The following is a 12,792-nucleotide window of genomic DNA, read 5'->3' as shown; positions in this document are numbered from 1 at the left end:
ACTGGAGCCCATGCCCGAGACCCCGTACGTGACGCCTCAGAAGCCCGCCGCACCGGCGGCAGGAACGCGCGCGCCGCTCTCCGGCATCGACGTGCTCGCCTTCCTCTGCCAGATCCTCGCGTTCGGCTCGCTCGCGTTCTGGGGCTTCGTCGCGTGGCCCTTCCCGTGGAACATCGTCGCGGGCATCGGCGCCCCCGCCCTCGCGATCCTCGTGTGGGCGCTCTTCGTCTCGCCGCGAGCCGTCTTCGCCGTGCATCCGTTCGTGCGCGGCTTCGTCGAGCTTCTCGTCTACGCCGCCGCGACGATCGCGTGGTGGAGCATGGACATGGCCTGGATCGGCCTCGGCTTCGGTGTCGTCGCCGTCACGGTGGGCGTCTTCGTGGGCCGGCGGCGCTTGGCGTGACCGGACCCGCCGACGTTCTCGCGCAGCTGCGCGCGGCGCTCGGAGAGCGGATCGACACGACGGATGCCGCGCGCGAAGCGGCCCGTGCAGACAAGTCCGGCCATGTGGCCTCCGGAACGCCCCTCGCAGTCGTGCATGCACGCAGCGTCGAGGATGTGCAGCAGACGATGCGGATCGCGAGCGCGACGGGGACTCCCGTCGTGACGCGCGGTGCCGGCACGGGACTCGCGGGCGCGGCGAACGCCGGTGACGGTGAGATCGCGCTGTCCGTGCGCGGCATGGAGCGAATCCTCGAGGTGCGCCCCGACGACCTCGTCGCCGTCGTCGAGCCGGGGATCCTCAACGCCGATCTCAACGATGCCCTCGCCGCCGAGGGGCTGTGGTGGGCGCCCGATCCGGCCAGCCGCGCGATCTCGACGGTCGGGGGCAACATCGCGACGGGAGCGGGCGGCCTGCTCTGCACCAAGTACGGCGTTGTGCGCGATGCCGTGCTGGGGCTCGACGTCGTACTCGCCGACGGCCGTCTTCTGCAGCTCGGCCGGCGCACCGTCAAGGGCGTCACCGGCCTCGACCTGACGTCGCTCCTGATCGGATCCGAGGGCACGCTCGGGGTCATCGTCGGCGCGACGCTCAAGCTGCGCCGGCTCGTGCCCGGCGAGGTGCAGACGATCGCGGCGACGTTCCCCGACGTGCGCGCCGCCGCGACGGCGTCCTCGGCCGTCACCGCCGCGGGACTGCAGCCGTCGATCATGGAGCTGATGGATGCCGCCTCGCTCGCCGCCGTCCACGCTCTCCTCGCGCTCGCGCCACCGACGCCCGGCGCCGCGCAGCTGACGATCCAGACCGACGGCCCGGCGAGCCAGGACGAGGCCGCGGCCATCGCCGATGTGCTGCGGCACGCGGGCGGGACCGTCGTGGTCTCACGCGATCCCGAAGAGGGCGAGCGGCTGCTCGCGATCCGCCGCTCGATGCACCCCGCCATGGAGACGCTGGGCACGACGCTCATCGAGGACATCGCAGTTCCCCGCAGCGCCATGCCGTCGATGTTCGACGAGATCGCCCGGGTCGAGCGCGAACACGGCGTCTCGATCCCGACGGTCGCCCACGCGGGAGACGGCAATCTGCACCCCAACTTCATCTTCGACGGGCGGCCCGACGAGCACGGCATCGTCGAGACTCCGCCCCACATCTGGGATGCCGCCGACGACCTGTTCCGCGCGGCTCTGCGCCTGGGAGGCACTCTCACCGGCGAGCACGGCGTCGGTGTGCTCAAGCGTCGCTGGCTCGCCGACGAACTCGGCGACGCCCAGTGGCAGCTGCAGCGCGAGATCGCCCGCGTGTTCGATCCGCAGGGCATCATGAACCCCGGAAAGGTCTTCGAGACCTGACGCAGCCCACGGCCCTTTACCGAACCGTTATCGGGACCCTGATCGAACTTCACCCCGCGCGCCTCGCACGCTCGGATACCATAGAGCGATATGTCCGTTCAACCCGGGGGGTTTCTGCGTGACGGATCTCGCGATCAAGCCTGGAGCCGAAGGGGCTGACACCGGCGGAGGCACGCCCACCGACGGTGCTGAGGCGACGACCGCGGCCATCCCGCCCACTGACGGAACCGAGTCGGTCCAGTGGGCCCCGAACGAACCCGGCCCGAAGAAGCGTCGCACGGGCATCTGGATCGGTGCCGGAGCCGCGACCCTCGCCGTCGCCCTCGTCGCGACCTCGCTCGTGCTCATCGCACCGGGCACGTCGGTCGGGGGCGTTCCGGTCGGCCTGCTCACCTCGGGTGCGGCGACCGACGCCATCGATGCACGCCTGGCCGAGACGAACGTCGTCCTCAGCGGAGCCGGCGGCGACGTCGAGATCAACGCGCTCGACCTGGGCGCCACGGTCGAGGCCCGCGCCCTCGCCGACAGCGCGTTCGCCACGAGCCCCATGTGGAACGTCACGCAGTGGTTCCCCGAACCCATCGAGGCGTCCGTGACGATCGACCCCGAGGTTGCGACGGCAGCGCTGCGCCAGGCTGCCCCCGACCTCTACGTCGATCCCGTCGACGCGACCCTCGTCTTCGACGCCGAGACCATCAGCTACGTCACGACCCCCGCTGTCGAGGGCACCGGCGTCGACCTCGTCGCGCTCGGCGAGACGCTCGACACCGCCTTCGCCGCCGGCAAGACAGCGGTCGTGTTCGAACCCGTCGCGGCACCCATCGTCGCCGGCACCCCGACATTCGTCGCCGAGTCGGCCGCGGCGAACCTCAACGACATCCTCGACACCGCCGGGTTCTACATCGGCGACGAGCGCACGGTGCCGATCGCCCGCGAGCAGGTCGCCTCGTGGCTCACCGTCACTCCCGGCGCGCGCGGCACCTTCGAGGTCGGCGTCGACGAGGCGGCGATCCAGTCCGTCGTCGACACGCTTCCCGAGGCGGTCAACCGCGAGGCTGCGAACGCGACGGTCATCACCGATTCCGGCGGCGGCGTCCTCAGCGAGCTGGCCACGGGCGTCGTCGGGCGCGAACTGGGCGATACGTCCGGTATCGCGGCGGCGTTCGCCGAGCAGCTCGCCGCCGGCGAAGCCGCTTTCGCACTGCCGGTCACCGAGGTCCCGTTCGCCACGACGACCCTCGCCCGCAACGTCGTGGTCGATCTCAGCGATCTGCGCACCTACCTCTACGAGAACGGCAACCTCGTCAACTCGTACCCCATCTCGGCCGGCAAGGCCTCGTCGCCGACGTTCACGGGATCGTTCCGCATCAACTGGAAGCGCAACATTCAGGACATGGGATGCTTCCCCGGAGCGCCATACTGCACCGAGAACGTGCCCTGGGTGGCCTACTTCAACGGCGACCAGGCGTTCCACGGCGCGTACTGGCACAACAGCTTCGGTGCCGCGCACGTCAGCAGCGGCTGCGTGAACATGCCCGTCGGCGCTGCCAAATTCCTCTTCGACTGGGCGCCCGTCGGCACCGAGGTTCAGGTCCGCGCCTGACCGCCCCCGCGCCCGGTTGCCTGCGTCATCCGGTGTGAACGACCGAAGGCCCTGCCCGCTGAGCGGACAGGGCCTTCGTGATCGGGCGGGTCAGATCCCGTCGATGATCTCGTTGAGCGTCGCGGAGGGCCGCATGATCGCGGTCACGAGCTCGGTGTCGGGGCGGTAGTAGCCGCCGATGTCGGTCGGTACGCCCTGCACGGCGAGGAGCTCCGCGACGATGTCGTCTTCGGCCGATGCGAGAGAGTCGGCGACGGGCGCGAATGCCGCGGCGAGCTCGGGGTCCGCCTGCTGGTTCGCGAGCTCCTGCGCCCAGTACAGCGCGAGGTAGAAGTGGCTGCCGCGGTTGTCGATCGTGCCGAGCGCACGGCCGGGCGACTTGTCGTTCTCGAGGAAGGTCCCCGTCGCGGCGTCGAGCGTGTCGGCGAGGACCTGCGCCTTGACGTTGCCCGTCACGGTCGCGAGGTGCTCGAGGGAGGCCGCGAGAGCGAAGAACTCGCCCAGCGAATCCCAGCGCAGATAGTTCTCGGCCAGCAGCTGCTGCACGTGCTTGGGTGCGGAACCGCCGGCACCGGTCTCGAAGAGGCCGCCGCCCGCGAGGAGCGGGACGATCGAGAGCATCTTGGCGCTCGTACCGACCTCGAGGATCGGGAACAGGTCCGTCAGGTAATCACGCAGCACATTGCCGGTCACCGAAATGGTGTCCTCGCCCTTGCGCAGTCGGTCGAGCGAGTACTGCGTCGCCTCGGCCGGCGCGAGGATCTCGATCGTGAGACCCGTCGTGTCGTGGTCGGCGAGGTAGGTCTTCACCTTCTCGATGAGCTGGGCGTCGTGGGCGCGGTTCTCGTCGAGCCAGAACACCGCCGGCGATCCGGTGGCCCGCGCGCGCGTGACGGCGAGCTTGACCCAGTCGCGGACCGCGACGTCCTTCGTCTGCGTCGCGCGCCAGATGTCGCCCGCCTCGACCTCGTGCGAGAGCAGCACCTCGCCGGTGCTGCTGAGCACCTGGACCACGCCGGGTGCTTCGATCTCGAACGTCTTGTCGTGGCTGCCGTACTCCTCGGCGGCCTGGGCCATGAGACCGACGTTGGGCACCGTGCCGATCGTGGCGGGGTCGAGGGGACCGTGGGCGATCACGTCTTCGATGACGGTCTGGTAGACCCCTGCGTAGGACGAGTCGGGGATGACCGCGAGCGTGTCCGATTCGCCGCCGTCGGCGCCCCACAGCTTGCCCCCGTTGCGCACGAGAGCCGGCATCGACGCGTCGACGATCACGTCGGAGGGAACGTGCAGGTTGGTGATGCCCTTGTCGGAGTTGACGTAGGACAGTCGGGGACCGTTCTCGAGGTCGGCCGTGATGGCGGCGGCGATCTCTTCGCCGTGCTCGAGGGCCGGCAGACCAGCGAGGATCGTGCCGAGTCCGTCGTTCGGGCTCAGACCCGCCTGGGCGAGCTCGGCGCCGTAACGCTCGAAGACGTCATCGAAGTAGGCCTTCACGACGTGGCCGAAGATGATCGGGTCGCTGACCTTCATCATCGTCGCCTTGAGGTGCACCGAGTAGAGCACGTCTTCGGCCTTGGCCGTTTCGAGCGTCTCGGCGAGGAAGGCGTCGAGCGCCTTGGCAGAGAGGAAGGTCGCGTCGACGATCTCGCCGGGGAGCACCTTGAGACCGGTCTTGAGCGGAGTCACGGTCCCGTCGGCGGCGACGTGCTGAATCGACAGCACGTCGTCGGCCTCGATGAGCACGGACGTCTCGTTCGCCTTGAAGTCATCATGGCCGAGCGTCGCGACGCGGGTCTTGGATCCCTCGGCGAACGGCTTGTTGCGGTGCGGGTGCTTGCGCGCGTACTTCTTCACCGACAGCGGCGCACGGCGGTCGCTGTTGCCCTCACGGAGCACGGGGTTCACGGCCGAGCCCTTGATGCGGTCGTACCTCGCGCGGACGTCCTTCTCTTCGAGCGTCGTGGCGTCATCGGGGTAATCGGGGACGTCGTAGCCCTGCGCCTGAAGCTCGGCGATCGCGGCCTTCAGCTGCGGGACGGACGCGGAGATGTTCGGAAGCTTGATGATGTTGGCCTCGGGCAGGGTCGCGAGACCACCGAGCTCAGCCAGAGCGTCACCGACCTGCTGCTCGGGCGTGAGCGCCTGCGGGAACGCCGCGAGGATACGGCCTGCCAGAGAGATGTCGCGCGTTTCGACATCGACGCCCGCCCGGCCGGTGACGGCCTTGACGATCGGCAGGAACGATGCGGTAGCGAGAGCCGGAGCCTCGTCGGTGTAGGTGTAGATGATGGTCGAATCTGTCACCGGTCACGTCTTTCGTTCAGTCGGAAATTCAAGTCCTCAGTCAAGATTCCAGGCTACCGCACACGGTCGAGATATCTCGATATCAAGATAATCGGGGCCGTCTTCACACGGATGTGAGGCGCGGATACGTGACCCGCGACCGAGAATGCGGTTAGCCTGTCGTCTATGGGTGAGCTGCGTTTGGTCGAACTGTCAGCGGCGACGATCGTCGCCGTGAACCACATGTCCCTCAAACCCGGCCAGGAGCAGTTCCTCGCGCCGGTGAGCTACGGGATCGCAGCGACCGTCATGAATCCGCAGACGACCTGGCAGCGCGTCGTCGTCGACGACGACGAGGTCGTCGGGTTCGTCAGCGCCAGCTTCGACCCCGAGGCACCCATCGAGCACTTCAAGTCGATTCTCTGGCGCATCAACGTCGACGCCGATGACCAGGGTCGCGGCGTCGGTCGCTTCGCTGTCGAGCAGCTCCTCGAAGAGGCGCGCTCCCGCGGCATGAGTCGCGTCGCGGTGATCTACGAAGCCGGCGAGGGCGGACCCGAGGCGTTCTTCCGCCGTGTCGGCTTCACTCCCGTGGGTGAGACGGAGTACGGCGAGGTCATCGCCGAGGTCGGCCTCTAGACCCGGCATCCCCCGCTTCGCGCGGCGCGGTCGTCCGCGCGCCTGATCGCAGACCTGGCGGACGCCGGCGCCTCTCCGTATCCCGCGGATGCCGTCACCTCGCCGCGTCCGTTCGTTCGGCGTGCACCGAGACCCGTGCCCCGAAAACGGGATGGGGCCCCGGAGCGTGCGCTCCGGGGCCCCATCCGTTGGGGAGATCCGCTCAGATGAGCGTGAGTGTCAGCACACCGGCGTAGGTACCGGCACGCGTCGACCCGGGGACGCCGAGGGTGAGGTCGGCGCCACAGACGAACGCACCTGCGCTGTTGCCCGCGGGCGACTCGCAGAGCGTGGACGGAACGCCGATGCCCGCACCGGGCACGGCGACGTTTCCGGCCGTGACCTTGCTCGACTGGCCGGGAGCCTGCGGCAGGTCGCCGACGACGGCTTCTGCGCGCGGCGCCCAACCGAGGTTCTCAGCCACGATGAGGCCGGAGCCGCTCGTGAAGTCCGAGACCTCGCCGGTCAGGTCCCAACCCGCAGCGGTACCGCGCGAGTCGCGGACGGCGACGTCGTGCAGAGCACCGGTCGCCGTCTGGTCCACGCCGTTCAGCGCGACACCGTCGAGGACGACGGGCTCGTCGCTGGCGATCGCGAGCGACAGGGCGCCGCCGGTGACCTCGGTCGTGATGATCTGACGGCTGTCGGAGTCATCGCCGCCGAGGACCGTGACGGTGAAGGCCTTCACCGGGCCGATGTTGCCCGACGCGTCGGTCGCACGGTACTCGACGCGGTGGGTGCCGTAACCGGGCTCGGTCGGCTGGAACGGCGAGGCCGACATACCGGCGGAGCCGAGGCTGCCGTAGATGAGGTCATCGACGTTCGTGCCCGAGGGCGTGAAGAGGAACGGATCATCGGGGTTGGTCGGCGAACCGTAGTAGTTGTGCCAGCCCTGGCCGTTCAGGCGGAACTCAGAGATGAGCGCACCCTCGCGGTCGTCGCTCGCGACGAGCTTCATCGCGAACGACTCGTTCACGATGTAGTGCGGCTCGCCGTTGGCGCCCGTCGTGGTCGAGATCGGAGCCGTCACGGTCGCCTCGACCGTCGGGCCCGATGCGTCGACGTCCCACTCCTGCACGACGCGTCCGGCACCGGGGTTGCCCGGGTCGGAGACGGTCGCCGAGACCTCGTGCGTGCCGCTCAGGTCGAGCGCGCCCAGGTCGAACGTGTTCTTGCCGGCGGGGGTCGCGACGACCTCGCCGTCGACACGCCACGTGATGTCGAACGCACGGTCGGTGCGGTGCGTCGTGTTGACGTAGAGGATGTCCTCGGCGCCCGCGGGCTTGAACGTCGGGAACGCCTCGATGATGCCGGGGCGGACGGTGCCGCCGTTGGCCGAGCCGGTGCCGACGGTCCAGGTGCGCGTCTGCGTCATCGACGCCTTGGCGCGGATCGCGGGGTCGCGGACGAACTCGGTGTTGTCGACGACGGTCGCCGTCACGGTGTCGCCGGCCTTGACGCCGAGCTTGCCGAGCTCGAGCGTGCGCAGGTTGGCGGGGTTGTCCACCGCTTCACCGTTGACCGCCCAGGTCACGTCGTTCTCGTGGTAGACCGGGTGCGACGTCTCGACGTACAGCACCTGGTTGGGTGCGACGGCGGCATCGGTGGGGGTCGACGCGGGCACGAGCGGAGCGCGGCCGGCGACCTTCTCGGTCATGACCTCACGGCTGACCTGGTCCATCTGGTAACCCAGCGACTTCATCATGGAGTGCTTGCTCGGACGGAAGATGCCCGTCGAGTAGTACATTCCACCCTCGTAGACGTCGATGATGCCACCGGACTCGCTCTCTTCACCGAGCCAGCGCCACCACTTCGTCTTGGTCTGCGCCATCTGCTCGGCCGTCATGAGCGTGTGGTGAGCGGAGCTCGGCTCGCGACCGGTGTAGTCACCCGTCGTGATGCCGCGCGTGTAGTAGTCGTACTCGTCCTGCAGGCCACCGAGCGAGTGGGCGATCTCGTGGGGCGAGATGAGCGCCGACAGCGGGTTTCCACCGCTGGCCGTCGCGTACGCGCCGCCCGCGCCGCCGTAGGTGTCGCTGTTGGCGAGCGCGAGGATCTGGTCGACCTTCGGCGCCTGGGAAGCGTAACGCTGCGCCGCCGAGTTGTTCATCGTGATGAGGCGCTCGACGCTCGAGGCGCGGCATCCGCCCCAGAACGACATGCTGAGCGGCGTCGTGCGACGGGGGGCGTCGAGCGTACGGTCGCAGCTGATGCCCGACTCGCCCGAGACGATGCCGATCGCGTAGACGTTGAAGTGGTTGCGGTAGCTCTTGAAGGGCTCGATGCTCCACATCGTCTCGAGGTGCACCTCTACCTGGTCGTAGAACTTCTGCTGCTCGTCGGCGGTGTAGCCGTCACCGAGGATGACGAGCGAGAAGCGCTCAGCATCGTCACCGGTGATCTGCATCGGCACGACGGTGGAAGAGCCCACCTCGGCGGAGGCTGCCATTGCGACGGCGGGGGGCGCGAGTGCCACGAGGGACGCCGCCAGGGTCGATGCGGTGAGCATCGCCCCCCAGCGCCGCCTCGGAGCGACCGCAGTTCGGGTACTGGTCATGGTCTCCACTTTCGGCTCGAATGGGCTGTGACCCGCACGCGCCATGGCATGACACCTTTGTCGGAGCGGTCGGCTCACGCGTGAGAGCCTAGGGACGATGTCCAGCCGAATCACGGTGCGGGCGTCTGGTGATCGGCCGAACGTGCACGACGTTTGTCGGATCCGCCGTTCCCCCACCGGCGGAAGCGGCCGCGCATCCGATCGTCAGACCAGCGAGTCCCGCCAGGCCGCGTGCAGCTGAGCGAACTTGCCTGTGCCCCCGATCAGCTCGGCGGGTGTGCCGTCTTCGATGATGCGGCCATGCTCCATGACGAGCACGCGGTCGGCGATCGCCACGGTGGACAGGCGGTGCGCGATGATGATCGCCGTGCGGTCCGAGAGCAGGGTTTGCAGGGCATTCTGGATCATCCGCTCCGAGGGGATGTCCAGTGACGCGGTCGCCTCGTCGAGGATCAGCACGGCGGGGTCGGCGAGGAACGCGCGCGCGAAGGAGATGAGCTGGCGCTGCCCCGCCGACACCCGCCCGCCGCGCTTGTTCACATCGGTCGCGTAGCCGTCGGGCAACTTCTCGATGAAGGCGTCCGCGCCGACCGCACGCGCTGCCGCCCGGATCTCGTCGAGCGTCGCATCCGGCTTGCCGAGCGCGATGTTGTCGGCCACGGTGCCGCTGAACAGGTACGCCTCCTGCGTGACCATGACGATCGCGCGGCGCAGGTCCTTCGGGTGCAGCAAGCGCAGGTCGACGCCGTCGAGAGTCACGCGTCCGCGCGTCGGGTCGTAGAACCGCGAGACGAGCTTGGCGAGTGTCGATTTGCCCGCACCGGTCGTTCCGACGAGGGCGACCGTCTGCCCGCCGGGGATGTCGAGCGAGAAGTCGGGCAGGATGACCCGCTCATCGGAGTACCCGAACGACACATCCTCGAAGCGCACATGGCCGCGCGCCTTCCACAGGTCGACGGGATGCACCGGATCGGGCACCGTCGGCTCTTCTTCGAGCACGCCCGAGACCTTCTCGAGTGCCGCGGTGGCGGACTGGTAGGAGTTCAGGAAGAACGCGACCTCCTGCAGAGGCGCGAAGAAGTTGCGGACGTACAGCACGGCCGCCAGCAGGGTGCCGACCAGAAGCGTGTCATCGACGATGCGCAGTCCGCCCCACGCGACGACGACGGCGAGCGTGACGGAGGCGACGGCCATGAGGCCCGGCTCGAACGTGCCGAAGAGGCGGATCGAGCGCATGTTGATCTCGCGGTAGCCGCTGGCCAGCTCACCGAACTCTTCGTCGTTGCGCTTCTCTTCACGGAACGCCTTGACGGCGCGGATACCCGTCATCGTCTCGACGAACTTGACGATGACCGTCGCACTGATGACGCGCGATTCGCGATAGACCCGCTGCGAGCGCGTGTAGAACCAGCGCATCAGGAGGTACAGCGGGATGCCCATGACGACGAGGATGAGTCCGGACTGCCAATCCCACACGAGCAGCATGACGAGGGTGAAGACGCCGTAGAGGATGCCCGAGACGAGTTCGTTGAGTCCCCCGTCGAGCAGCTCGCGGATCGTGTCGAGGTCGCTGGTCTGCCGCGAGATGATCCTGCCCGACGTGTACGACTCATGGAACTCGAGGCTGAGCTTCTGCGTGTGCAGGAAGATCCGCTTGCGTAGATCGAGCATGATCGCCTGCGTCAGCCGCGCCGTCACGACGACGTACCAGCCGATGAGCGCCGCCCCGCCGATCGCGGTGGCGAGGTACGCGAGCACGACGAGGACCGTCGGCATCCAGTCCATCCGCTCGACGACGGCGGGCAGAGCCGTGTCGATCCCGATGGCGATGAGCGCGGGACCGGCGACGCGCAGGGCGGTCGAGATGACGAGAACGACGGCTGCGAGCACGAGCTGACCGCGCACGGGCCGCACGAGCGAGCCGAGCAGCTGCAGCGAGCGGCGGCGCACGGCACGGCTCTCTTCGCGCGTGTAGTCAGAGCGGTCTTCGCCGCTCGTGCCGACGACGGTGCTCACTCGGCCACCTCGGGTTCCTGGCCCGAGCCGTACGGTTCGAACCTGAGTTCACGTAGCTGCGCCTGCTCGTCTGCGAGGCTCGAGATGACGTGGCGGTAATGCTCGCTCGTGCGCAGCAGTTCGGAGTGGGTGCCCACGGCGGTGATGCGGCCCGCTTCGAGCAGCGCGACGCGGTCAGCGAGCATGACGGTGGAGGGACGATGCGCGACGACGAGGGTCGTGGTCTCGTGCATGATCTCGCGCAGGGCGTCTTCGACGAGCGCCTCGGTGTCGACATCGAGCGCAGAGAGCGGGTCGTCGAGCACGAGCACGGCGGGTCGCGCGGCGACGGCTCGCGCGAGCGCGAGACGCTGTCGCTGCCCGCCCGAGAGAGACAGTCCCTCTTCGCCGATGATCGTGTCGACGCCGTTCGGAAGGTCGTCGACGAAGCCTGCCTGCGCCACGCCCAAAGCTTCGCGCAGCACGCGCTCGGCCTCGGCAGAACCCGGCACGAGGTCGTCGCGACCGAGCAGCACGTTGTCGCGGACCGACTGCGAGAACAGCGTCGAGTCCTCGAAGGCCATGCCGATGTGGCGGCGCAGCTCGGCGAGGCGGATGTCGCGGACATCGACGCCGTCGAGCGTCACGCGACCGGCGGTCACGTCATAGAGCCGCGCGGGCAGCGTCGTCAGCGTCGTCTTGCCCGAGCCCGTGAGACCGACGAGCGCCATCGTCTCACCGGGCCGCAGCACGAGGTCGATGCCGTCGAGCAGGTCGCGCTCTTGAGCGTCGGCATCCTGATATCGGAAATGCACGCCCTCGAAGGCGAGCGCGCCGCGGGGCTCGGCGATCGTGACGGGCGTCGGCGGGTCGACGATCGGGTTCGGCTCGTCGAAGACCTCGAAGATGCGATCGGTGGCGGTGCGTGCGTCGATGAGGAATGAGAAGAGGAACCCGATGGACTCCATGGGCCAGCGCAGCACCGTCGCCATCGCGAAGAAGGCGAACAACTCGGCGACCTGCAGTTCACCCAGCTGGGTCAGGTAGATCCCGGCGCCGAGGCACAGCGCGAAGGCGATGTCCGGCAGCAGCACGAGCCAGAACCAGATCCAGCCGACGGCGCGAGCTTTACTCATCTCGGTCTCGCGCAGGCTCTCGGCCTGCCGCGTGAACTTCACGAGCGCGTGCTTTCCGCGTCCGAAGGCCTTGAGAACGCGGATGCCGTGCACGCTCTCTTCGACCGAGGTCGCGAGGTCGCCGGCCTGATCCTGGCTCTGGCGCGCGAGCGTGCCGTAGGTCTTCTCGAACCGGTACCCGGCGTACCACAGCGGCGCCGAGCACACGAGGAAGATGACTCCGAGGACCCAGTGCCAGCGGAACAGCAGCGCGATGCCCACGACGATCGTGATGACGTTCACCAGAAGCAGGATCACGCCGAAGGCGAGCCAGCGCCTCAGCATGCTGATGTCCTGCATCATGCGGCTCAGTAGCTGACCGGACTGCCAGCGGTCATGGAAGGCGACAGGCAGCCGCTGCAGGCGTTCGTAGAATCCCGTGCGGAGGTCGTACTCGACCTGCGTCGCGGGGGCCAGCACGAACCAGCGCCGCGCCCAGACCATGAGGGCCTCGAACAGGCCGAGCGCGAGGATCGCCGCGGCACCCCAGATGATCTGGGTGATGTCGCCCGTCGAGAGGGGACCTTCGACGACGGCCTCGAGCACGAGCGGGATGGCGAGGGCGAGCAGGCTCGCGATGAGCGCGCTGACAGCGCCCAGCAGGAGGCGCGGAAGCACGGGCTTCGCGAACGGCACGAGCCGCGCAAGGGCCTTCACTGTGGACAGGTCGGACCGTTTCGGTTCAGCGATGATGGTCATGTTCCCTG

The 12,792-nt window shown here is 68.5% G+C and carries 8 protein-coding genes; 4 read left to right on the top strand and 4 right to left on the bottom strand.

The window, feature by feature from the left end; genetic code table 11:
• The first annotated feature begins 10 nt into the window (after window positions 1-10).
• The 3 genes from AC25YV_RS00890 (at window position 11) to AC25YV_RS00880 (ending at window position 3,394) form a co-directional block, all read left to right on the top strand.
• Window positions 11-403, top strand: coding sequence for a YrdB family protein (locus AC25YV_RS00890; protein WP_488121939.1), 393 nt, complete (start codon window positions 11-13; stop codon window positions 401-403).
• The gene (locus tag AC25YV_RS00885) at window positions 400-1,791 is read left to right on the top strand and encodes an FAD-binding oxidoreductase (RefSeq protein ID WP_488121938.1); all 1,392 of its coding nucleotides are present in this window, start codon (window positions 400-402) and stop codon (window positions 1,789-1,791) included. Before AC25YV_RS00890 ends, AC25YV_RS00885 begins: the two co-directional genes overlap by 4 nt.
• Window positions 1,792-1,909: 118 nt before the next feature.
• Entirely contained in the window at window positions 1,910-3,394 is a 1,485-nt protein-coding gene (locus AC25YV_RS00880; protein WP_488121937.1) for a L,D-transpeptidase family protein, read from the top strand.
• A 90-nt stretch (window positions 3,395-3,484) separates the two neighbouring features.
• Here AC25YV_RS00880 and AC25YV_RS00875 read toward each other — a convergent pair whose 3' ends face one another.
• On the bottom strand, window positions 3,485-5,701 hold the full coding sequence (locus tag AC25YV_RS00875) for an NADP-dependent isocitrate dehydrogenase (protein WP_488121936.1): 2,217 nt from the start codon (window positions 5,699-5,701) through the stop codon (window positions 3,485-3,487).
• Between the two features lie 165 nt (window positions 5,702-5,866).
• Here AC25YV_RS00875 and AC25YV_RS00870 point away from each other — a divergent pair, with 165 nt between their 5' ends.
• The gene (locus tag AC25YV_RS00870) at window positions 5,867-6,319 is read left to right on the top strand and encodes a GNAT family N-acetyltransferase (RefSeq protein WP_488121935.1); all 453 of its coding nucleotides are present in this window, start codon (window positions 5,867-5,869) and stop codon (window positions 6,317-6,319) included.
• A gap of 202 nt (window positions 6,320-6,521) precedes the next feature.
• Here the strand turns inward: AC25YV_RS00870 and AC25YV_RS00865 are convergent, their stop codons facing one another.
• From AC25YV_RS00865 to AC25YV_RS00855, 3 genes are all read right to left on the bottom strand, one after another.
• On the bottom strand, window positions 6,522-8,915 hold the full coding sequence (locus AC25YV_RS00865; RefSeq protein ID WP_488121934.1) for a M64 family metallopeptidase: 2,394 nt from the start codon (window positions 8,913-8,915) through the stop codon (window positions 6,522-6,524).
• 204 nt (window positions 8,916-9,119) lie between these two features.
• Entirely contained in the window at window positions 9,120-10,931 is a 1,812-nt protein-coding gene (locus AC25YV_RS00860; RefSeq protein ID WP_488121933.1) for an ABC transporter ATP-binding protein, read from the bottom strand.
• Window positions 10,928-12,784: an ABC transporter ATP-binding protein gene (locus tag AC25YV_RS00855; RefSeq protein ID WP_488121932.1), complete on the bottom strand. Its 1,857-nt coding sequence runs from the start codon at window positions 12,782-12,784 to the stop codon at window positions 10,928-10,930. Before AC25YV_RS00855 ends, AC25YV_RS00860 begins: the two co-directional genes overlap by 4 nt.
• Window positions 12,785-12,792 lie beyond the last annotated feature (8 nt).

The sequence above is a fragment of the Microbacterium sp. Y832 genome (assembly GCF_057669765.1).
The sequence above is the reverse complement of the archived record's forward strand: the minus strand, read 5'-3'. Positions and strand labels throughout refer to the sequence as shown.

Coding starts and splice junctions, on each gene's coding strand:
- AC25YV_RS00890 (WP_488121939.1), top strand. CDS start 11: ATGCCCGAGACCCCGTACGTGACGCCTCAGAAGCCCGCCGCACCGGCG.
- AC25YV_RS00870 (WP_488121935.1), top strand. CDS start 5,867: ATGGGTGAGCTGCGTTTGGTCGAACTGTCAGCGGCGACGATCGTCGCC.
- AC25YV_RS00865 (WP_488121934.1), bottom strand. CDS start 8,915: ATGACCAGTACCCGAACTGCGGTCGCTCCGAGGCGGCGCTGGGGGGCG.
- AC25YV_RS00855 (WP_488121932.1), bottom strand. CDS start 12,784: ATGACCATCATCGCTGAACCGAAACGGTCCGACCTGTCCACAGTGAAG.